Source organism: Streptomyces sp. NBC_00654 (assembly GCF_026341775.1).
In the GTDB taxonomy this organism is placed as follows: Bacteria; Actinomycetota; Actinomycetes; order Streptomycetales; family Streptomycetaceae; genus Streptomyces.
On record NZ_JAPEOB010000001.1, the window covers coordinates 1,836,554 to 1,857,513 of the forward strand.

The window sequence follows — 20,960 nt, forward strand, 5'->3', positions numbered from 1 at the left end:
CTTGCGTCGAGGGAGTACCGGGATGACGGAGGATTCCGACCACGTCACGGTCGTGTTCGCGGGACAGAGTGAGTCCTGGGCCAAATGGGTGGAGGAGGAGTGCGAGACGGCGGGCATCGCCACGAACCTCGTCCGCTGGGACCCCCTGCGCAAGCCGCCGGAGGGCCGGGCCCTCATTGACCTGCTCGCCGCCCCCGGCCGGGTCCTGCTCGTGCTGGACGACTGGTATCTGCGCTTCGACGCGGGCCGCTACCGGGCCTGGGCCGATGTGCTCCGGCAGGTGCTCCCCGCCCACCGGACACAGATCGCGGCCATCTCCGTCACCCCGCACAGCCTGCCCGAGGCGGCACGTGAGCTGGACCCCGTCGGCCTCTACGGGGTGGGGCGCGAGGAGGCCAAGCAGCGCCTGCTGGCCGCCTGCGGGCTCGTCCTGGACCAGCACTCCGGGGTCGACCTCGACCGGGGGCTGCGCTTCCCGGACGAGCCGCCGCCCGTGTCCAACGTGGAGCGCCGCAACCGCCGCTTCACCGGCCGCCGCCAGGTCCTGGACCGGGTGCACCGGCTGCTGAACGACCGTACGGCGTCGGCCGCGCAGACCGCCCCCGCGCCGGTGGCGGTGCACGGGGCGGGCGGGATCGGCAAGACCGAGGTGGCGCGGGAGTACGCGCACCGCTACGCCGGCGAGTACGACGCCATCTGGTGGATCAGGGCCCACACCCCGCTCATGGCGCGCGAGGACTTCGCCGCACTCGCCAAGGAGCTGCGCACCGGGGACGGCGACGAACTGCGCGGGCTCATCGCCGCCGCCCAGCGCCGCCTCGCCGCGTCACGGCAGCGCTGGCTCATCGTGTTCGACGGGGCGGACAGCCCGGACGAGCTGGCCGGACTGCTGCCCAAGGGCCCCGGCCACGTACTGATCACCACGCGCGACACCTCCTGGTCCTCCCACGGGGCGGAGCTCGTCGAACTGCCCCGCTTCGAACGCGAGGAGAGCATCGCCTTCGCCTGCCGCCGGGCGCCGAGGATCACGGAGGAGGACGCCGACCGGCTGGCCGACGTGGTCGAGGACCTGCCGATCCTCATCGACCAGATGGCCGCCTGGCTGGAGGCGTATCCCCTCACCGACGTCGCCCGCTATGTCCAGGACATCCGCGAGGGCGACCCCAACGTCCTGGACGTCATGCCGTCCGGCGGCGAGGCGCAGCGGTTCCAGGCCGTGTGGTCCACCACGCTGAACACCCTCGGCGAGGACGCGCCGCACGCCCATGAACTCCTCAAGCTGCTGGCCCACTTCTCCGCCGACACCGTGCCGGTCAGCCTGCTCCGGTCGGCCAGGGCCTCCGACCTGCCCATCCATCTGGCGCGCCTGGTCAGCGAACCCAGCAACTGGAACTCGGCCCTGCGCAGGCTCTCCGAGACCACGTCCATGCGGCTGGAGTACGAGACGGGCCCGCAGGACGACATCCTCACCGTGGGCACCCTGCGCATGCACCGGCTCTTCCACCGCTTCGTCCGCAGCACCCTGTCGGCCCGCGACCGCAAGCAGGCGTCCGAGACCGCCTGCCGGGTCCTGGTCGCCGCCGACCCCCGGGACCCGACGTCCCCCCGCCACTGGCAGCGCTACGCCGATCTGATCCCCCATCTGGAACCCTCGGGCGCGCTGGAGTCGGCCGACGAGGACGTACGGAGCCTCGTCCTCAACTGCGTCGAGTACCTCCGGATGCGGGGCGAGTACGGCGACGGCTGGACGATCACCAGGAAGGCGCTCGAACACTGGCGGGCCGACTCGGGCCCCACCGACCGCACCGTCCTGGTCGCCACCCACCAGTACGCCAACATGCTGCGCAGGCTGGGACGTTACGCCGACGCCGAGGGCGTCGGACGCGACATCCTCGATCGGCTCTCCACGGACCCGGACGTGCAGGACATCGAGCTGCTGCGGGCCATGAACGGCCTCGGCGGCACGCTGACGGCCCTCGGGCGGTACGACGAGGCGCGGTCCCTCTACGAGGACGCCACGGCCCGCGCGGTGCGGAAGCTCGGAGACAGCAATGTGCCGCGCACCCTCGCCATCCGCAGCAACCTGGCCCAGGCCATCGCCCTTCAGGGGCGGTACGCGGAGTCCCTGGACCAGCACCGGGCGATCCTGGAGGCACGTGTCGGGCTGCTCGGCCCCCGTAACGCCCTCACCCTGCTGTCCGCCCTGTACACCGCCTGGACCCTGCGCCTGCTGGGCCGCTACCGCGAGGCGCTCGTGATCCAGGAGCGCAACACCTGGCTGCACGGCCAGGTGCTCGACCGGGAGCACTCCCAGACCCTCCAGGCCCAGCACAACCTCGCCCTGTGCCGGCGCAGGGAGGGCGATCTGGAGTACGCCCACGCCATGATGCGCCGGGTCCGCGACAAGGTGACCGGCCGCCGGGGCGGCCACCACCCCGAGACGCTGCTGATCTCCACCGACTACGCCATGCTGCTGCGGGAGATGGGCCGGTTCGACGAGGCGCTGGAGATCGCCGAGTCGACCGCCCGGCTGTACGCCACCCAGCTCGGCGAGGACCACCCCTACGCGATCGGCAGCCGGGCCAACCGCGGCGTCGTCCTGCGCGATCTGGGCTATCACAGCTCCGCCCTGGCGATCGGCGAGGAGACGACGGAGGGCATGGCGCGCGTGCTCGGCGACGATCACCCCTGGAGCATCGGCTGCGCCCTGAACGCGACCGCCGCACGGGCGGCGACGGGCGACCCGCAGGGGGCGGTGGACCTCGGCCGCGCCGCGCTGGGACGGGCTCGCGTGGGCATCGGGCTCGGGCACGCCCTCACGGTCGGCCTGGAGGCGGGGCTGGCTCTGGACCTGCGGGCGGCGGGCCGGACGGAGGAGGCCGGAAAGCTGGCCGACGAGACACTGGGACGGCTCGGTGCCTCCCTCGGGCGGACACACCGCACGGTGCGCGCGACGGCCGCGGGAGAGCGCCCGTACTGGGACTTCGAGCCCCAGCCGATCTGACCCCCGTACCGCACAACGGGCTCCGGCCCCCGCCGATACACATCGGCGGGGGCCGGAGCCCGTGACGGTGGTGCCGCTGGTCAGGCCTCGAAGACCTCGGCGACCAGCTGGGCCTGCTCGGCCTGGTGGCGCTTGGCCGAGCCGACCGCCGGGGACGAGCCGTGCGGCCGCGAGATGCGGCGCAGGCGCTCACCGTGCGGGATGTCGGCGCCGACGGCCAGGTCCAGGTGGTCGATCAGGTTGAGCGCGATGAACGGCCACGCACCCTGGTTCGCCGGCTCCTCCTGGGCCCAGAGGTACTTCTCGGCGTTCGGGTACTTGGCGATCTCGGCCTGGAGCTCCGCACCCGGCAGCGGGTACAGGCGCTCCAGCCGGATGATGGCCGTCTCCGTGTCGCCGCGCTTCTCCCGCTCGGCGTCCAGGTCGTAGTACAGCTTGCCCGCGCAGAAGACGACCTTGCGGACGTCCTCGGGCTTGACCGACGCGTCGCCGATCACCGGACGGAAACCGCCGGTGGTGAACTCCTCGATCTTCGACGCCGCGGCCTTCAGACGCAGCATCGACTTCGGGGTGAAGACGATCAGCGGCTTGTGGTGCGGGTTGTGCACCTGCCAGCGCAGCAGGTGGAAGTAGTTCGACGGCAGGGTCGGCATCGCGACCGTCATGTTGTCCTGCGCGCACATCTGGAGGAAGCGCTCCGGGCGGGCGGACGAGTGGTCCGGGCCCTGGCCCTCGTAGCCGTGCGGCAGCAGCAGCGTGACGCCGGAGGTCTGGCCCCACTTCTGCTCGGCCGAGGAGATGAACTCGTCCACGACGGTCTGCGCGCCGTTGACGAAGTCACCGAACTGGGCCTCCCAGACGACCAGCGACTCGGGACGGGCCAGCGAGTAGCCGTACTCGAAGCCCATCGCCGCGTACTCGGAGAGCAGCGAGTCGTAGACGTTGTACCGGGCCTGGTCGTCGGTGAGGTACAGCAGCGGGGTGTAGTCCTCGCCCGTCACCTGGTCGACCAGCACCGCGTGGCGCTGCCCGAACGTGCCGCGGCGGGTGTCCTGGCCGGCGAGCCGGACCGGGGTGCCCTCCATCAGCAGCGAACCGATGGCGAGCGTCTCGCCCATGCCCCAGTCGATCGTGCCGTTCTCCACCGAGGCCGCGCGACGCTGCATCTGCGGCATCAGGCGGGGGTGGACGGTGATCTGCTCGGGGATGTTGACCTGGGACTCGGCGATCCGCTTGACGACCTCGGCGGAGACCGCCGTGTCGACGGACACCGGGAACGCGGCCTGCGGCTCCGGGACGTGCGGGGCGGGCGGCTGCGAGGTGGCCTCGCGGACCTCCGCGAAGACCTTCTCCAGCTGACCCTGGAAGTCCTGGAGCGCCTGCTCCGCCTCTTCCAGCGTGATGTCGCCGCGACCGATGAGGGACTCGGTGTAGAGCTTGCGCACCGAGCGCTTCTTGTCGATCAGCGTGTACATCTGCGGGTTGGTGAACTCCGGGTTGTCGCCCTCGTTGTGACCGCGGCGGCGGTAGCAGATGAGGTCGATCACGACGTCCTTGTTGAACGCCTGCCGGAACTCGAAGGCGAGCCGCGCCACGCGGACCACGGCCTCCGGGTCGTCGCCGTTGACGTGGATGATCGGCGCCTCGATCATGCGCGCCACGTCGGTGGCGTACATCGAGGAGCGCGAGGACTCCGGGGCGGCGGTGAAGCCGACCTGGTTGTTGATCACCACGTGCACGGTGCCGCCGGTGCGGTAGCCGCGCAGCTGCGACATGTTGAGCGTCTCGGCGACGACGCCCTGGCCCGCGAAGGCCGCGTCGCCGTGGAGCGCGACGGGCAGGACGGTGAAGTCCGTGCCGCCCTTGTTGATGATGTCCTGCTTGGCGCGGGCGATGCCCTCCAGGACCGGGTCGACCGCCTCCAGGTGGGAGGGGTTGGCGGCCAGCGAGACCTTGATCTGCTCGCCGTCCAGACCGGTGAAGGTGCCCTCGGCGCCCAGGTGGTACTTGACGTCGCCGGAGCCGTGCATGGAGCGCGGGTCGAGGTTGCCCTCGAACTCGCGGAAGATCTGCGCGTACGACTTGCCGACGATGTTCGCCAGCACGTTCAGCCGGCCGCGGTGGGCCATGCCGATGACGACCTCGTCGAGGCGGGCCTCGGCGGCGGAGTCGATGACCGCGTCGAGCAGCGGGATGACGGACTCGCCGCCCTCCAGCGAGAACCGCTTCTGGCCGACGTACTTGGTCTGCAGGAACGTCTCGAACGCCTCGGCGGCGTTCAGCCGGCGCAGGATGCGCAGCTGCTCCTCGCGCTCGGGCTGCTGGGCGCGCGGGCGCTCGACCCGGTCCTGGAGCCACTTGCGCTGCTTCGGGTCCTGGATGTGCATGAACTCGATGCCGGTGGTGCGGCAGTACGACTCGCGCAGCACCCCGAGGATGTCGCGCAGCTTCATCATCGACTTGCCGGCGAAGCCGCCGACCGCGAAGTCCCGCTCCAGGTCCCACAGGGTGAGGCCGTGCTCGGTGATGTCGAGGTCGGGGTGCTTGCGCTGGCGGTACTCCAGCGGGTCGGTGTCGGCCATGACGTGGCCGCGCACCCGGTAGGAGTGGATGAGCTCGAAGACGCGGGCGGCCTTGGTGACGTCGCTGTCGTGCGAGGCGTCGATGTCCGTGAGCCAGCGGACCGGCTCGTAGGGGATGCGCAGCGCCTTGAAGATCTCGTCGTAGAACTCGTTCTGGCCGAGCAGCAGCTGGCTCAGGACGCGCAGGAACTCGCCGGAGGCGGCGCCCTGGATGACCCGGTGGTCGTACGTCGAGGTCAGGGTCATGACCTTCGAGATACCGAGCTTGTTGAGGGTGTCCTGCGAGGTGCCCTGGAACTCCGCCGGGTAGTCCATCGCGCCGACGCCCATGATGAGGCCCTGGCCGGGCATCAGGCGGGGCACGGAGTGGACCGTGCCGATGCCGCCGGGGTTGGTCAGCGAGGCGGTGACCCCGGTGAAGTCGTCCATGCCGAGCTTGCCGATGCGGGCACGCCGGACGATGTCCTCGTACGCCTGCCAGAACTCGAAGAAGTTGAGCGTCTCGGCCTTCTTGATGGCCGCGACGACGAGCTGGCGGTCACCGTTGGGCTTCACCAGGTCGATGGCCAGGCCGAGGTTGATGTGCTCCGGCTTGACCAGGGTCGGCTTGCCGTCCTTGACCGTGAAGGAGTGGTTCATCGACGGCATGGCCTTGAGGGCCTGCACCATCGCGTACCCGATGAGGTGCGTGAAGGAGATCTTCCCGCCGCGGGCGCGCTTGAGGTGGTTGTTGATGACGATGCGGTTGTCGAAGAGCAGCTTCACCGGGACGGCGCGGACGGACGTGGCCGTCGGCAGCTCCAGCGAGGCGTTCATGTTCTTCGCGACGGCGGCGGAGGGGCCGCGCAGCGTCACGTACTCCGGACCCTCCGGGGCCTCGGTCGCCTCGGCGGTCTTCGCCGGGGCCGCGGCGGGCTTCGCGGGGGCGGCCTTCGCCGGGGCTGCCGGAGCAGCGGCGGCGGGGGCGGCCTTCGCGGGCGCCGGAGCGGCGGCGGCGGGCTGGGCCGGGGCGGCGGGCGCGGCGGCCGGAGCCGGTGCCGCGGGCTGGGCCGGGGCGGTGGCGACCGGGGCCGGGGTCACCGCGGCCGCGACGTCGGGAAGGGGCTTGTCCGCCGTGCCGGAGGTACCCGGCTTGTAGTCGGCGAAGAAGTCCCACCAGGCACGGTCGACCGAACTGGGGTCCTGGAGGTACTGCTGATAGATCTCGTCGACGAGCCACTCATTGGGGCCGAAGGCCGCGGCCGGGTTCCCACCCGGGCTGGCTTGGTCGGTCGAGATGCTTGAGTTACTGGGGGACTGAGACGACACGGCGGCAACCGCCCTCTTCCGCTTCACAAGGTGATGGACAGCGGAAATCAAGGCTACGCCTCCTTGGCCATTCCTTGCAGACCGGGCCGGTCTTCGTCGTGCAAGTCACATCGGAAGGCGGGTTTCGGCGCAGGAAATGGCGGGAAACAACCTGGGTTCCGCCGCACTTCGGGTACGCAGAGCCGTGGGTACGGCCACCCGACCGTATCCCCTTTATGGAGGACACGGAGAACATGCCCTTCCGGTTCGAACCCTATGTCAACCGCGCGGCTGGGACATTCCCGGAAGAGTGACCTGGATACGGCAGCCGCGTGATGATTCGGCCACCCCGATGCGGCCCCCGTGCAGATCCACCGCCCAGCGGGCGATGGCCAGCCCCAGACCCGTACCGCCGTCGCTGCCCGGTCCGTGCGGGGACGGCGCCTGCCCCCGGTTGAACCGCTCGAAGACCCGGTGGCGCTCGGCCTCCGGGATGCCCGGACCCTCGTCCATGACCTCCAGCTCCAGTGACTCGGGATGCGCCCCGCGGCGCGCCAGCACCGTGACCCGGCCGTGCGGCGGGCTGTGCTTGACCGCGTTGTCGATGAGGTTGGCGACCACCTGGTGCAGCCGTTCCGCGTCCGCGTGCGCCGTCAGCTCGGGCGGCGACACATCCAGATGCAGATGGACGTCCGTACGGGAGTGATTGCCGGAGCCGGAGGAGAGCCGACGCTGCGAGGCGGCCAGATTGGCCTCCTTCAGCACACCCGACAGATACGGCCACACCTCGAAGCGGCGGGCCTTGAGCGCCACCACCCCGTTGTCCAGCCGGGAGAGGTCGAGCAGCGTCTCCACCAGCCTGCCGAGCCGCTCCGTCTGCTTCAGAGCCGTGCGCATCGTCTCGGGATCGGCCGGTGACACCCCGTCCACGACGTTCTCCAGCACGGCTCTCAGCGCCGCGATGGGAGTGCGCAGCTCATGGGAGACATTGGCGACCAGCTCCTTGCGATGCCGGTCCTCCGCCTCCAGATCGTCCGCCATCCGGTTGATCGTCTGGGCCAGGTCGCCCAGCTCGTCCCGCCGCCCGGCGCCGCTGACCCGGCCGGTGTAGTCGCCGTGCGAGATCGACCGGGCCACGGCTCTCATCTCGTCCAGCGGCGCCGTCAGACCGTGCGCCACGAACTGGGTGATCAGCAGCGTGGCGATCACCGAGAACACCGTGATGAACCGGAATTCGGTCCGGGTGCGCAGGGCGACGATCAGGAGCCCCGTCGTGATGAACACCGACACCACGACGAGGGTGCCGAGCTTGGCCTTGATCGAGAAGGGCCGTAGTCCCGCCCCTGGCCGGGTCATGGCGCGGGGGTCTCCAGGGCGTAGCCGACACCGTGCACGGTACGGATCCGCTCGGCGCCGATCTTCCGGCGCAGCGCCTTGATGTGGCTGTCGACCGTACGGGTGCCCGAGGCGTCCGCCCAGTCCCAGACCTCCGCCAGCAGCTGCTCGCGGGAGAGCACCGCACGCGGGGTGTTGGCCAGGCAGACCAGCAGATCGAACTCCGTCGGCGTCAGGTGCACGTCCTCGGCGCGCACCCGGACCCGGCGCTGCGCGTGGTCGATCTCCAGCTCGCCCAGGCGCAGGATGCCGCTGCGCGGGGTGACCGCGGCCAGCGCCGCACGCTCCACCCGGCGCAGCAGGACGTGTACCCGGGCCGCCAGCTCGCGCATGGAGAACGGTTTGGTCATGTAGTCGTCGGCGCCGACACCGAGTCCGACCAGCATGTCGGTCTCGTCGTCCCGGGCCGTCAGCATCAGCACCGGCACGGGGCGCTGGGCCTGCACCCGACGGCAGACCTCCAGCCCGTCGAAGCCGGGAAGCATGATGTCGAGCACCATCAGATCGGGCTGCCAGGCCTCGGCCGCGTCCACGGCCGCGGGCCCGTCCAGTGCGGTCTGCACCAGGAAGCCCTCGGCCCGCAGCCGGGCGGAAATGGCGTCGACGATCGTGGGGTCGTCCTCGACCACCAGCACCCGGCGCTGAGCCCCTGGGGTGGCCGCGACGCCGTTGTGGGTGGTGTGTGTCTGTTCCATCGCCCCGCCCCTGCCCGTTTCTCACGGGGGTCATACCCCCCGCAAGGCACGGTCTTCGCTCGTGGATTTCGTGGGTGATCCCTTGTACCGCTCAGCAGCGTAAAGGCAGCGGACGGCTCCCGGCTACGCAGGGTGTTGTCACGCATCGACGAGTTGGGCCCCGCGGTGAGGCGGATCGTCGGCCTTGTACCGGATGCCCCGGGGCGCGACGGGGCCCCGCATGCCGGACAGGGGTTCAGTCCGTCCGGAGTGCGAGATGGACCACGTCCGGTACACCTCGGGCAACGGCTACCTCTTCCGTCCTTACCGCACTGAACCCGGCATTCCGCAAAGCCTGTTCGAAGGCGTGCGACGGCTGCGCGGACCACACGGCGAGCACTCCGCCCGGGGTCAGACGCGCGTGGCAGTCCGCCAGACCGGCGGGGGAGTAGAGGTTCCCGTTGTCGTCCGTGACGGTCCAGTCGGGTCCGTTGTCGATGTCCAGGCACAGAGCGTCGTAACGCTCCGTGGTCGTCCGCAGGTGTGCGACCAGGTCCGTGTGCAGGATCTCGGTCCGCGCGTCGGCCAGCGCCTCGCCGGAGATCCGGTCCAGCGGCCCCTCCCGGTGCCAGTCGACGATCGCCTGTTCCCGCTCGACGACGACGATCCGCCCCCACCGCTCCTCGGCGGCGGCCCGCGCCAGCGAGAATCCGACCCCGAGTCCGCCGATGAGGACGGCGGGACCGGGCCGGCCGGCGGGGAGCGCGGCGAGCGCCGCGTCGATCAGCAGCCGCTCGGACCGTCCGTCCGAGGTGTCCATCAGGAAACAGCCGTTGGCGATGATCTCGAAGTCCTCCCCGCGCTCGCGCAGGACGACCTCGCCGAAAGGTCCTTCGCGTCGGTCGAGCGTGACGGGGCTGGTGCTGGCGGACATGACGTGGCTCTCCGGTCTCCGGTGGCGGTGGACGATGTCCCGCCATCCTGTCCCGGCGGACCCGGCCGGGGCCAACGCTTTGGCACATCCGCCCCGGTGGGGGCCGGTTCACCGTCTTTCCGGACGCTGCCCGCGCAGTACGAGGAGACCTCCCCCCACGATGTACGCCGACAGTGCCACCGCCCACGCGGCGGTCTGCGGCCCCGGCTGCATCGGCCAGGCCCAGAGGGCCGCGGCCCCGCCCGGGGCCCGGGGCGCGGCCAGGTAGACCGCGCTGCCGTAGACCGTCATCGGCAGCCAGCTGGGCCGCGCCCCCAGCAGGGCCGCCGAGGCCGCGGCCACCCCGGTCGCGCCCAGCACGTTGCGTACCATCGCCGGGGCGCCGAACCCCTCCGGATGCCCCGGTACGGCCAGGGCGAGCGCCCCTGCGGCGAGGGCGGTCAGGGCCAGCAGATGGGCCAGCCGGAGCGGCCACCACCGGCGTACGGCGGTGCGGTCCAGCTCGTCACTGTGCGAGTACAGGCTGGTGCCGATGGCGGACGAGGCGAGCAGCGGGGCGAGCGCCACCACCGGTGCCCGCGCGCTGTGGTCGAAGTACGGCCGGTCCTCCAGCCAGTCGGCGGCCCACGCGGCGAGAAGGGCGAGGCAGACCAGTGCCGCGACGGTGGCCGGGAAGGCGCGGGAGCGGAGGTGGAGGGCGGGCAGCGCCTTCGGGTGCGTACGGAGCCGGCGCGGCACCGGACCGGCCGGGGTGGCAGGGATCCCGGGAGGCGGTACGGGAGGAGTCGCGGGAGCGCTCACAGGACCGGGACCTGCTTCGGGTCGCAGCTGCCTGCCGAGGCCAGATAGCGGCCGAGCCAGACCCTGCGGTCGGCGTCCGCCATGGCGGTGAGCCGGGCCGGATGCGGGGAGCCGGTGAAGCGCTCGTCCCGGGCCGCCAGCCAGCTCGCCACCGCGTCATCGGTCTCCAGGAGTCGCAGACGTTCCGCCGGGCCTCCGTACTCCGCGTCCGAGCACTCGCGGTGGGTCAGCTGGTACGCGACCTGCGAGACGTAGTCCGCGGGGTCGGGCAACTCGTCGCGGATCACGCCCCAGCCGCGGGTCAGACCCGGCAGGACTGCCTCGCCGCTTCCGGGCCGGGCCTCGCCGTCCACGTAGCGGACCGGGGCACCGGGGACGCCGTCCAGCCGGGACAGCATCCCGGCCAGCGCCCCGGACACCTCGGGCAGCAGCGGGCCCTCCAGGCCGGCCACGCAGATCTGCGGGACGGTGTCGCCGCAGACCGGGCGGGCCGCCGCCGGGTCCGCCCGGAACATCCCCTCACCGGTGCTCACGATCAGCGGAGCGGCACAGAGGGCCGCCGCGAGCGGCACCAGAGCGAGGACCCGGCGCCGGGCCGCGTAGCCGAGCACCAGCGCGAGCGTCAGACCGCCCGTCCAGACGGCCATGACGGGAGCGAACCACCACACGGGTACGGAGTCACGGAGCCAGTACTGCGTGGCGGGGCTCAGGAACCGGGCCTCGGACGACAGATAGCCCGGGGCTCCCAGGCCCACGTACAGGAGTCCGGCGAGAACCGGAGCGGTCAGCCGCCACCGGCACACGCGTCCCACCACGAGGCCCACGAACGCCAGGCACACCAGCACGCTGAGGTCGCCGACGGCGAGCGCCGGGGAGGGGCCGCCCGCCCCGGCGTACGGCCAGGTCGCCGCCAGCACCCCGGCGAGCGCCACGAGATACCCGACCGCCGCCCACAACGCGACGGGAAGAGCCGCCATCACCAGCCGCGTGAGGCGGGCGCGGGGCACGGACAGCCACAGTCCTCCGGTCCGCCGCCGGTGCTCACGGCCGCCCTGCCAGCAGCCCGCGGCTGCGGTGAGCGGCCCGGCGACCAGGGTGGCCGAGACATGCAGCAGGTCCTGGGTGTCGTTCCAGGACCCCTGCCACTCGGCGGACTTGGCGACCATCGTGGTGAGAATGGTCGCGGCGACGGCGGGGCCGGTCCACGGGGCGGAGCCGCGCCGCAGCTCGGTGCGGAGCACGGTCATGGCGGGGCGGGGGTACGGCCGCCCCGCGGCGGCGGTCCCGGCAGGCTCCGGCGGGCCGGGGGCCTTCGTCCGGAGCTCGCGGGGCCCGTGTTCCCCGGGTGTCAGGCTCATCGGGCCGCCACCGCCTCACGGTGCGCGCGCAGGGCGGCGGTGTAGCCGCGCTCGATGGGGTTGGCGCCGAGCCCGTCCGGCTCGCCGCCCAGCTCCATGAGCTCGGCGGTCGTGCCCCGGTAGGCCATCGCGCCGGCCTCGATCAGCGTCACCTCGGAACACGCCACGGCGACGTCCTCGACCAGGTGCGTGGACACGATCACGGTGGATGTCCTTCCCAGCTCCCGCAGCAGCGCCCGGAACTCGACCCGCTGCTCCGGGTCGAGCCCGGCGGTCGGCTCGTCGAGCAGCAGCAGCGCGGGTTCGTTCACGATGGCCTGGGCGACCCCGACGCGCCGGACCATGCCGCCCGACAGCGTCTTCACCTTCGCGTCGATCCGGTCCGCGAGACCCACGCGCTCCACGGCGTGTTCCACGGCGGAGGCCACCCGCGCCCCGTCCATCTCCTTGAGCCAGGCCACGTAGGAGATGAACTCGCGGACCGTGAATCCGGGGTAGTGGCCGAAGTCCTGCGGCAGATAGCCGAGCCTGCGCCGGACCGCCGCGCGGGCCCGGTGGTCCGACGCGGCGCCGACCTCGCTGCCGAGCAGTTCCACGCGCCCGGCCGCCGGTGCCGCCACGGTCGCCAGCACCCGGATCAGCGAGGTCTTCCCCGCGCCGTTCGGGCCGAGCACGCCGTGCACACCCGGCGCGAAGTCCAGGTCGACCGCGTCCAGTGCGGTTTTTCTGCGGTGCCGGACGGTCAGTCCGGTGACCTTTGCGCTCACAACGTCTCCAGATGGTCGAAGGATCTACGGCGTACGGCGAGGAGCGCCGCACACATCAGGGCCGCCGCCGCCCAGCAGCCCTGGACACCCGGCCCGGCGAAGTACGGGCCGGCCACGGCGACCAGCGCGTCCGCCCCGGCTCCCGACGCGGAGCCGACGGACGGCAGCACGACCGCGGCGGCCCAGCCCACGGCGACGGCCGAGGCGCCCGCACGGCAGCCGACGTACGAGCCGAGGGCGAGCGCCGCGAGGGTCAGCGCCAGCCCCGGCAGCAGCCACGCCGCGGCACCGGGTCCGCCAGCCGACGCGGGCAGCAGCGCCCCGGCGCAGGTCAGCGCCGGAATGCTCAGCCCGAGCACTGCGGCGGTCCTGGTGAGCAGCAGCCACAGCCCGCCGGACGGGGTCGACGCGGCGATCTCGTGCAGGGGGTCGGCATGCCGCCCGTACGAGACGACGACCCCGGCGAGCGGCAGGACCGGCGCGGTCACGAGCAGCAGGGGGCGCGCGGCCGGTCCCAGCCCCGCCCCGTACGCCAGGACGACCGCCCCCACGGCCACCAGCACCAGCGCGAGCGGCCACGGGCCGCGCAGGGCGGGCCCGGCGGCCCAGAGGACCCGGGCGAGGCGGGTGGCGGCGGGCCTTCGGGCCACCCCGGTTCCGGGTCCGGTTCCGGGCTCGGCGGCCACATCCGTTCCGGGCCTGACAACCACCCGCGATCCGGGTTCGGTGAGCAGTCCCGCTCCGGATTCCGCCCGGACCGTTCCCGCCCGTGCCTCGGCCAGTACCGTCGCCAGTACGGCCGCCCGGACGTCCGCCAGCACGGCTCCCGCCGCGGGCCCCGGCGTCTCCGCTGCCCCTGCCGCCGCCCCCGCCGTCCCCGTTGTCGCCCCTCCGGCCCGGACCGCCGCGGACACGCGGGCCGCGCAGGCTCCGCAGGCCTCGACGTGCATCTCCAGTGACCAGGCGTCCGGCTCCGCCGCGGTGCCGTCCGCGTACCGCGCCGCCAGATCCCGGCCCACGTGCCAGGCCTCGCCCGCGGCCGTCCCGGGTGTCATTCCGAGCCTCATGCCGTTCCTCCCAGCGGTTCGCCGTCCGGTGTCAGCCGTTCCAGGGCGGCGCGCAGTTCGCGTCGCGCCCGCATCGCGCGGGTCTTGACCGTGCCTTCCGGGACGCCGAGCAGCTGCGCCGCCTCCCGGGTCGTCATGCCGTCGATGACCGTCGCGCGCAGCACCTCCCGCAGCTCGGGCGAGATCCGGCCGAGCGCGGTGCCCACGTCCCCGTACTCCAGACCGGCCAGCACCCGGTCCTCCGCGGAGGGTGCGGCGGCGTCCCGGCCCGTGCCGACGGGCGGCTCCGACCGGGCCCCGGCCCGCCGGGCGTCGACCAGCCGACGGGCGGCGATCACCCACAGCCAGCCGCCGACCCGCGCTCCCCGGTGCGTACCGGCGGAGCGCCAGACCGTCACGAAGGTGTCCTGGAGGACCTCCCTCACGGTCTCGGCGTCCGCGCACCGGCGGCTGAGCCGGGCGTGCAGCCAGCCCGCGTGCCGGTCGTAGAGCGTGCCCAGGGCCGCCGTGTCCCCCCTGGCGACCGCGCGCAGCAGCTCGGTGTCGTCGGTGTCGTCGTTCACGTAGTCCCGGTGGTCCGGGTCCTCCCCCGCAGGGCGCAACAGCCTCACACCTCCCCTATCGGAGGCCGGACCGTATCCGGTTCACGGAAGGCGGGAGCGGCTGCCGGTGTTGCACCCGGTACGGAGGCGCGGAGCGGGGGGCGCGGCGGCCGGGCGGTGGGTGATCGCTCAGGGCGAACACCGGGCGGGGAACAATCAGCCGCTCAGGAGCATTGAGTCGACATAGCTCAACTTGCCTGCCGAAGGGGAGATCATGACTACGGAGTCCAAGGCGTTCACAACGATCGACCTGCCCGTGCTGCCGCTCGATGACGAAGTCGTACTGCCCGGAATGGTGGTGCCGCTGGATCTGTCGGACACGGAGGTACGGGCCGCGGTCGAGGCGGCGCAGGCCGCCGCGCGTGCCGGTGACGGCAAGCCCGAGGTGCTGCTGGTGCCACGGATCGACGGGACGTACACGGGGACGGGTGTCCTCGGCACCGTCGAGCAGGTCGGACGCCTCTCGGACGGCGACCCGGGCGCGCTCATCCGGGCCCGTGACCGGGTGCGGATCGGCGCCGGGACCAGTGGGCCCGGCGGGGCGCTGTGGGTGGAGGGGACCAGGATCGACGTGGTCGTTCCCGACCCGCTGCCCGGCGCCGCCGCGGAGCTGGTCAAGGAGTACAAGGCGCTCGCCACCAGCTGGCTGAAGAAGCGTGGCGCCTGGCAGGTCGTGGACCGGGTCCAGCAGATCGAGGACATCTCCGCGCTGGCCGACAACTCCGGCTACTCGCCCTTCCTCACCACCGCCCAGAAGGTGCGGCTGCTGGAGACCGTGGACGCGGTCGCCCGGCTGAAGCTCGCCATCCAGTGGCTCGGCGAACACCTCGCCGAACAGGACGTCGCCGAGTCGATCGCCAAGGACGTCCAGGAGGGCGTCGACAAGCAGCAGCGCGAATTCCTGCTGCGGCGCCAGCTCGACGCCGTACGCAAGGAGCTCTCCGAGCTCAACGGCGACCCGGAGGACGAGTCCGACGACTACCGGGCCCGTGTCGAGGCCGCCGATCTTCCCGGGCATGTCCGCGAGGCCGCGCTCAAGGAGGTCGAGAAGCTGGAGCGCTCCTCCGACCAGAGCCCCGAGGGTTCCTGGATCAGGACGTGGCTGGACACCGTTCTCGAACTGCCCTGGACCGAGCGCACCGAGGACGCCTACGACATCCGCGGCGCGCGGGAGATCCTGGACGCCGAGCACGCCGGTCTGGCGGACGTGAAGGAACGGATCACCGAGTACCTCGCGGTGCGCAAGCGGCGTGCCGACCGCGGCCTCGGGGTCGTCGGCGGACGGCGCGGCGGTGCGGTGCTGGCACTCGTCGGCCCGCCCGGAGTCGGCAAGACCTCGCTCGGCGAGTCCGTCGCGCACGCCATGGGCCGCAAGTTCGTCCGTGTCGCGCTCGGCGGTGTCCGGGACGAGGCGGAGATCAGGGGCCACCGGCGTACGTACGTGGGCGCGCTCCCCGGACGTATCGTGCGGGCCATCAAGGAGGCCGGTTCGATGAACCCGGTCGTCCTGCTCGACGAGATCGACAAGGTCGGCTCGGACTTCCGGGGCGACCCGGCCGCCGCCCTGCTCGAAGTCCTGGACCCGGCCCAGAACCACACCTTCCGCGACCACTACCTGGAGGTCGAGCTCGACCTCAGCGACGTGGTGTTCCTGGCGACGGCCAATGTGCTGGAGGCCATCCCGGAGGCACTGCTCGACCGGATGGAGCTGGTCCGGCTCGACGGCTACACCGAGGACGAGAAGGTCGTCATCGCCCGCGACCACCTGCTCCCGCGCCAGCTGGAGCGGGCCGGTCTGGAGAAGGACGAGGTCGGCCTCGACGAGTCCGCGCTGCGCAAGCTGGCGGGGGAGTACACCCGCGAGGCGGGCGTACGGAACCTGGAGCGGGCCGTCGCCCGGCTGCTGCGCAAGGTGGCGGCCCAGCACGAACTGGGCGACCGGGAGCTGCCGTTCACGGTGTCCGAGAAGGATCTGCGAGGGCTGATCGGGCGTCCGCACCACGTTCCCGAGTCCGCCCAGGACCCGGCCGAGCGCCGTACGGCGGTGCCGGGCGTGGCCACCGGTCTCGCGGTCACCGGAGCCGGCGGGGACGTGCTGTTCGTGGAGGCGTCGCTGGCCGACCCGGAGACCGGGGCGTCCGGGCTGACCCTCACCGGCCAGCTGGGCGACGTGATGAAGGAGTCGGCGCAGATCGCGCTGAGCTTCCTGCGGTCGCACGGCGCGGAGCTGGAACTGCCGGTCGCGGACCTCAAGGACCGCGGCGCGCACATCCACTTCCCGGCGGGCGCCGTCCCCAAGGACGGGCCCAGCGCCGGTATCACCATGACGACGGCGCTGGCCTCCCTGCTCTCGGGACGGCTGGTCCGTACGGACGTGGCGATGACCGGCGAGGTGTCGCTGACCGGGCGGGTGCTGCCGATCGGCGGACTGAAGCAGAAGCTGCTGGCGGCCCATCGCGCGGGCATCACCACCGTGGTGATCCCCAAGCGGAACGAGGCCGACCTGGACGACGTCCCGGCCGAGGTCCTCGACACGCTGGACGTGCACCCGGTCACCGATGTCCGCCAGGTGCTGGAGATCGCCCTCGCCCCGGCCTCGGCCGGGGTGCGGGAGAGGATCCCGGCCGCGGCCTGACTGTCACGGCGTGACGGGCGTGGCACCAGGTGCGCGGCCGGTACGGACGGCCCGCCCACCCGAGTCAACGGGGGGCGGGCCGTTCCGCGTCCGGGAGGGGCCGAGGCCGGCCGGATCAGGGGCAACGGCCCGGCCGAGGGGCGACCGGCCCGGTCAGGGGCGGTAGATGGTGCCCGGCACCGGCGTGGCGGGTGCCATCAGCTCGGGGACCGTCACGAAGGTGTAGCCCTTCTTCTGGAGCGCGTCGATGATCCCCGGCACCGCGGGCACCGTGCCCTTGTAGATGTCGTGGAGCAGGATGATGCCGTCCTTGCCCGCCTGGTCGAGTATCCGCTTCTTGATCAGCGCGGAGTCGTTCGTCGAGTAGTCCTTGGCGGTGGCGCTCCACAGGATCTGCGAGAGCCCCAGGTCCCTGCTGATGTCGGAGACCGTGTCGTCGGTGCGGCCCTGCGGCGGACGCATCAGCCGGGGCTTCTTCCCGGTGATCTTCGCGATGGCGTCCTGGGTCTTCTTCAGCTCGGCGCGTATCTCGTCGGGCTTCTTGTCCGTGAGGATCTCGTGCGACCAGGTGTGGTTGGCCACCTCGTGGCCCTCGTCCTGGATGCGCCGCACGGTGTCGGGGTGCTTGAGCACGTGGTTCTTGCCCAGCAGGAAGAAGGTGGCGTGGACCTTCTTCTCCTTGAGGATGTCCAGGAGACGCGGGGTGTCCTTCGCCGGGCCCGCGTCGAAGGTGAGCGCTATGCACTTGGCCTTGCGGCAGTCCACCGGGCCGAACGAGCCCTTGGCGTCGGAGGCGGCGTCCTGACGTGCCGAGCCCGGAGCCGTCGTCTCCATGGAGCAGCCGCTCAAGGTGAGCGTGAGCGCGGTCACAAGGGTGGCGGCCAACCCCATACCGAACGACTTCGTCTTCCTGGGCAAGGCAGGTCACTCCTCCGTGGTTGGTTCCGCACATTCGTGCGGCACGGCGAGGACTATACATAGCGCGTATACGCGTGGTTCATAGCGGGGGTCCGGGCGCGGCACGACGCCCCGGCGACGTCTGCTCGTCACCGGGGCGCGGTTGTGCGGAGTCGCCGCGTGCGCGACCGGGGATCAGCCGTTGGCCAGCGCCTGTACGCGGTCCAGGGCGCCGTTGAAGCGGTTGTGGTCGCCGACCGTCGGGCCGGACGAGGTGTACTGCCACATCGTGTAGAAGCCCCAGCCGGCCGGGAGTTCGCCGACGGTCGAGTTGTAACGGGCCACCCAGAGGGGGTTGGTGGCGCCGAAGCTCGCGTTGTTGCCCGTGCAGTCCTTCCACCAGCTGGTCGCGGTGTAGATCACCGGGTCCCGTCCGGTGCGCGCCCGGTAGGTGTTCACGAAGTCGCGTATCCAGGCGACCATGCCTGCCTGGGACAGGCCGTAGCACTGGGCTCCGTACGGGTTCCACTCGATGTCCAGCGCTCCGGGCAGGGTCTTGCCGTCCCGGGACCAGCCGCCCCCGTTGTCCACGAAGTAGTTCGCCTGGGCGGCGCCGCTGGTCGTGTTCGGGGTGGCGAAGTGGTACGAACCCCGGATCATGCCGACGTTGTACGAGCCGTTGTACTGCTGGGCGAAGTCCTCGTTCTTGTAGTACGTGCCCTCGGTGGCCTTGACGTAGGCCCACCGCACTCCGCTGTTCCACAGCGTCGCCCAGTCGACGGCGTTCTGATGGCCGCTGACGTCCACGCCCTCGGTCTGCACGGCGCGCGAGTCGCGCGGCAGTCCGCCCTGGCCGTCGTGCTCGATGACGCCCTGGCCCATCCGGGCCGTGCCCCGGGCGGGAGTGTCGCCCGCGGTCGCCGTGCCGGGCAGGGTGATGAGGAGGGAGAGCGCCGTGAGAAGGGTTCCCGCGGCGGCGAGGCGCGAGCGGCGGGACGATCCGAATCTGAGGACGGGCATTCTGGGTTGCCTCCGAGGCCTGAGTGGGGGGAGCAAGGGGAGTTGCTGCCAGGGGCGGTTGGGGGAGCGCCCCTGTCCGGCTGTCATGGTGTGTCCATGCCACCTTTGACAGTGATGACGCTACGCACGTAGACCGGCGTGGCGGAAGGGGGCCTGCGCGCCGCCGTTGGTCTACGCCTGCGAAATACTGACCGAGCTGCGGCGATGACCGGTGGCGAAAGAAACTTTCAGCGGCAGGAAAGCGTATGAGGGGTGCTGACGTGCACGGGAGCGAACGAGGGCGTGAACCCGGCGCAACTGCCGGAAGTGGTGTGGACCACGAATTCCTCGCGCTGGAGCGTGAGTTGGCTGTCTTTTTGCGCCGGGCGCGCGCCAATTCGGGGGAAATGGCCCGTGAGGTGCACCCCGATCTGGAGGCGGCCGCCTATGGCCTGCTCGTACGTCTGGAGTCGGCGGGGCGGCAGCGGGCCACCGATCTCGCGGCCTACTTCGGTGTCGGCAAGGCGACGATGAGCCGTCAACTGCGCGCCCTGGAGGGCCTCGGGCTGGTGGCCCGCGAACCCGATCCGGCGGACGGCCGGGCCTGGCTGGTCCACCTCACCGACGAGGGGCTGGCCCGGTTCCGCAGCGTCCGGGACGCCCGTCGCGGCCGGTATGTGCGCAAGCTCGCCGACTGGGACCGGGCGGAGGTCGCGGAACTGGCCCGGCTGCTGCACCACTTGAACGCCCGCGCCGAGGGCTGAGCGGGACCCTCCGGCGTACGCCGCCCGGGTCCGAGGGTTGAGCGGGACCCTCCGGCGTACGCCGCCCGGGGGCGCACGACGGGGCCTCCCCGGTACGGCTCAGAACTCCACGTACACCGCGGTGGCGTCGTCGTGCGTCTTGCTCCGTCGCAGATACGTGCGGTCCGTGTCCGCGTCCTCCAGGTCCCGGACCCGGTCGATCAGCCCCTGGGGACCCACCTTGCGCAGCAGCCCCAGGGCGGCCGTCCAGTCGCCCTCGTGGAACGTCTCCGTCCAGCGGCCGGCCCCGTCCGTCAGCGCGGCCAGCGTCCGCACCTCCGCCCGCGGGGTCTCACCGGTCACTGCGCGTGATGCCACCCGTGGGTCGGCGGCGGCGGTGAAGAACCCGCCCTCCTGGTTGCGGAACTGCGCGTCGGAGATCGCCTCGGAGGCCAGCGCGCCGGGCGGCAGCCGGTCGAGACGGTCGTCGAGCACGGGCCGGACCGTCCCGTCCGGTGCCTCCAGGAGGAGGGCGGAGTCGGACAGCACCAGGTATTCGACCCGGTGTTCGTCCCAGCGTGCGAGGACCACTGTCGCCTGAGGCGTACGCACGTGAGAAAGGTCACACGTGGCCCGATGGGCGTCGGCGGTGCGCCGGATGGACTCCGAGAGAATCTCGGTGAGCGTCAGATCTCGTCGTGAACCGGACAGTTCGGCCAGCGAGCCGCCCAGTCGCGCGGTGAACCAGGGCACCGAGTGCACACATCCGTCGTCGCCCCGGGGTGGGGTGACGCCGTCCAGCAGGACCAGCGATCCACCCTGGCCGGACGCGGGGAGAGCCGTGGAGGCCCAGTCCTCGTTGGGGCGTTCGGGGCTGCCGGGAGCGGAGGCGAGTTCGATGCGCATACTGCCAGTCTGCACGAGCTCTTCACGGGGCCTGCACGGGGCGGACATTGGCTTGTACTGGCAGGTCAGCGTGGCCCGACAGGGCGGAAGGAAGGGCTCCGGAGCGTGTGCGGGCGGGCATCCTGCCAAAGCCGGGGCCGAAGTTCCACCCGGTGTCCATGCATGGCCGACGGCGCGCGCGGGGAGACTTGTTCGTCAACTCAGGAGTGATGTTCACTCGTTCGAGTGGCGGAGCGGTTGATGCGCGCCCCCCTCTCAAAAGCGCTGGAATGGTCGGAAGCCGTACCAGGAGCGGGGTGCCTCCATACG

General features: G+C 71.9%; 15 protein-coding genes. 3 read left to right on the forward strand and 12 right to left on the reverse strand.

Annotated elements, in window-relative coordinates; translation table 11 throughout:
- Positions 1-22 precede the first annotated feature (22 nt).
- Complete coding sequence (gene fxsT / locus OHA98_RS08095) at positions 23-3,004, forward strand: FxSxx-COOH system tetratricopeptide repeat protein (protein WP_266923787.1); 2,982 nt, start codon at positions 23-25, stop codon at positions 3,002-3,004.
- An 80-nt stretch (positions 3,005-3,084) separates the two neighbouring features.
- Here the strand turns inward: fxsT and OHA98_RS08100 are convergent, their stop codons facing one another.
- From OHA98_RS08100 to OHA98_RS08140, 9 genes are all read right to left on the reverse strand, one after another.
- Positions 3,085-6,894, reverse strand: a complete 3,810-nt coding sequence (locus OHA98_RS08100) for a multifunctional oxoglutarate decarboxylase/oxoglutarate dehydrogenase thiamine pyrophosphate-binding subunit/dihydrolipoyllysine-residue succinyltransferase subunit (RefSeq protein ID WP_266923789.1) — start codon at positions 6,892-6,894, stop codon at positions 3,085-3,087.
- Between the two features lie 258 nt (positions 6,895-7,152).
- Positions 7,153-8,229: a HAMP domain-containing sensor histidine kinase gene (locus OHA98_RS08105; RefSeq protein ID WP_266923791.1), complete on the reverse strand. Its 1,077-nt coding sequence runs from the start codon at positions 8,227-8,229 to the stop codon at positions 7,153-7,155.
- Complete coding sequence (locus OHA98_RS08110; RefSeq protein ID WP_028438790.1) at positions 8,226-8,963, reverse strand: response regulator transcription factor; 738 nt, start codon at positions 8,961-8,963, stop codon at positions 8,226-8,228. Before OHA98_RS08110 ends, OHA98_RS08105 begins: the two co-directional genes overlap by 4 nt.
- Before the next feature lie 235 nt (positions 8,964-9,198).
- Positions 9,199-9,876 (reverse strand): spermidine synthase, encoded by a 678-nt coding sequence (locus OHA98_RS08115; protein WP_266923793.1) that lies wholly within the window; start codon positions 9,874-9,876, stop codon positions 9,199-9,201.
- A gap of 108 nt (positions 9,877-9,984) precedes the next feature.
- Entirely contained in the window at positions 9,985-10,581 is a 597-nt protein-coding gene (locus tag OHA98_RS08120) for a hypothetical protein (protein WP_266927797.1), read from the reverse strand.
- 92 nt (positions 10,582-10,673) lie between these two features.
- Positions 10,674-12,035 (reverse strand): hypothetical protein, encoded by a 1,362-nt coding sequence (locus OHA98_RS08125; protein ID WP_266923795.1) that lies wholly within the window; start codon positions 12,033-12,035, stop codon positions 10,674-10,676.
- Positions 12,032-12,802: an ATP-binding cassette domain-containing protein gene (locus OHA98_RS08130; protein ID WP_266923797.1), complete on the reverse strand. Its 771-nt coding sequence runs from the start codon at positions 12,800-12,802 to the stop codon at positions 12,032-12,034. Before OHA98_RS08130 ends, OHA98_RS08125 begins: the two co-directional genes overlap by 4 nt.
- Complete coding sequence (locus OHA98_RS08135) at positions 12,799-13,869, reverse strand: zf-HC2 domain-containing protein (RefSeq protein ID WP_266923799.1); 1,071 nt, start codon at positions 13,867-13,869, stop codon at positions 12,799-12,801. Before OHA98_RS08135 ends, OHA98_RS08130 begins: the two co-directional genes overlap by 4 nt.
- Complete coding sequence (locus tag OHA98_RS08140; protein ID WP_266927799.1) at positions 13,866-14,432, reverse strand: RNA polymerase sigma factor; 567 nt, start codon at positions 14,430-14,432, stop codon at positions 13,866-13,868. Before OHA98_RS08140 ends, OHA98_RS08135 begins: the two co-directional genes overlap by 4 nt.
- Before the next feature lie 253 nt (positions 14,433-14,685).
- On the opposite strand from OHA98_RS08140, the gene lon reads away from it, so the two are divergent.
- Entirely contained in the window at positions 14,686-17,106 is a 2,421-nt protein-coding gene (gene lon / locus OHA98_RS08145; RefSeq protein ID WP_266923801.1) for an endopeptidase La, read from the forward strand.
- Between the two features lie 153 nt (positions 17,107-17,259).
- On the opposite strand, the gene OHA98_RS08150 is transcribed toward lon, so the two are convergent.
- Positions 17,260-17,997: a polysaccharide deacetylase family protein gene (locus OHA98_RS08150; protein WP_266927800.1), complete on the reverse strand. Its 738-nt coding sequence runs from the start codon at positions 17,995-17,997 to the stop codon at positions 17,260-17,262.
- Positions 17,998-18,198: 201 nt separating this feature from the next.
- On the reverse strand, positions 18,199-19,023 hold the full coding sequence (locus OHA98_RS08155; protein WP_266923803.1) for a lysozyme: 825 nt from the start codon (positions 19,021-19,023) through the stop codon (positions 18,199-18,201).
- Positions 19,024-19,283: 260 nt separating this feature from the next.
- Between OHA98_RS08155 and OHA98_RS08160 the strand changes: the two genes are divergently transcribed.
- The gene (locus OHA98_RS08160) at positions 19,284-19,766 is read left to right on the forward strand and encodes a MarR family winged helix-turn-helix transcriptional regulator (protein ID WP_266927801.1); all 483 of its coding nucleotides are present in this window, start codon (positions 19,284-19,286) and stop codon (positions 19,764-19,766) included.
- A 99-nt stretch (positions 19,767-19,865) separates the two neighbouring features.
- On the opposite strand, the gene OHA98_RS08165 is transcribed toward OHA98_RS08160, so the two are convergent.
- Positions 19,866-20,651, reverse strand: coding sequence for a protein phosphatase 2C domain-containing protein (locus OHA98_RS08165; RefSeq protein ID WP_266923805.1), 786 nt, complete (start codon positions 20,649-20,651; stop codon positions 19,866-19,868).
- Positions 20,652-20,960: the final 309 nt, after the last annotated feature.

Excerpts from the sequence above, each read along its gene's own strand:
- fxsT (WP_266923787.1), top strand. The coding sequence starts at position 23 with ATGACGGAGGATTCCGACCACGTCACGGTCGTGTTCGCGGGACAGAGT.
- OHA98_RS08105 (WP_266923791.1), bottom strand. The coding sequence starts at position 8,229 with ATGACCCGGCCAGGGGCGGGACTACGGCCCTTCTCGATCAAGGCCAAG.
- OHA98_RS08110 (WP_028438790.1), bottom strand. The coding sequence starts at position 8,963 with ATGGAACAGACACACACCACCCACAACGGCGTCGCGGCCACCCCAGGG.
- OHA98_RS08115 (WP_266923793.1), bottom strand. The coding sequence starts at position 9,876 with ATGTCCGCCAGCACCAGCCCCGTCACGCTCGACCGACGCGAAGGACCT.
- OHA98_RS08125 (WP_266923795.1), bottom strand. The coding sequence starts at position 12,035 with ATGAGCCTGACACCCGGGGAACACGGGCCCCGCGAGCTCCGGACGAAG.
- OHA98_RS08135 (WP_266923799.1), bottom strand. The coding sequence starts at position 13,869 with ATGAGGCTCGGAATGACACCCGGGACGGCCGCGGGCGAGGCCTGGCAC.
- lon (WP_266923801.1), top strand. The coding sequence starts at position 14,686 with ATGACTACGGAGTCCAAGGCGTTCACAACGATCGACCTGCCCGTGCTG.
- OHA98_RS08150 (WP_266927800.1), bottom strand. The coding sequence starts at position 17,997 with ATGGGGTTGGCCGCCACCCTTGTGACCGCGCTCACGCTCACCTTGAGC.
- OHA98_RS08155 (WP_266923803.1), bottom strand. The coding sequence starts at position 19,023 with ATGCCCGTCCTCAGATTCGGATCGTCCCGCCGCTCGCGCCTCGCCGCC.
- OHA98_RS08165 (WP_266923805.1), bottom strand. The coding sequence starts at position 20,651 with ATGCGCATCGAACTCGCCTCCGCTCCCGGCAGCCCCGAACGCCCCAAC.